Origin of the sequence: Streptomyces sp. URMC 123 (assembly GCF_051386515.1) — a bacterium.
GTDB lineage: Bacteria > Actinomycetota > Actinomycetes > Streptomycetales > Streptomycetaceae > Streptomyces.
The window spans coordinates 1-260 of the sequence record NZ_JBPQTV010000778.1 but is presented as its reverse complement, the minus strand read 5'-3'; the positions used below and the strand labels follow the sequence as shown (position 1 = coordinate 260).

The 260-nt window shown below is 75.8% G+C and carries 1 protein-coding gene; it reads left to right on the top strand.

Features of this window, described 5'->3' with window-relative positions; translation table 11 throughout:
- A partial coding sequence (locus ACSNOD_RS31975) for a cell division protein PerM (protein WP_436770545.1) occupies positions 1-260 on the top strand: 260 nt, incomplete at both ends.

The following is a 260-nucleotide window of genomic DNA, read 5'->3' as shown; positions in this document are numbered from 1 at the left end:
ATGTGGGGCTTCTTCTTCGCGCTCTTCAGCCTGCCGCAGATCGCTCTGCTGCTCGGGGCGCTCGCCGCGATCGGCTGCGGGGCGGCGATGGCGCTGGTCGCGGCCCTGGTGGGGGGCCCGTTGGGAGCGCGGGGGCTGGCGGAGTTCGGCCCCAGCTGGTGGCGTACGGGTGCGGCGGCCGCCGCGTGGATCACGGGGGTTGGCGTGCCGGCCACGTTGGCGCTCCGCTGGTGGCGCGGGCGGGGCGTGCGGGTGGTTTT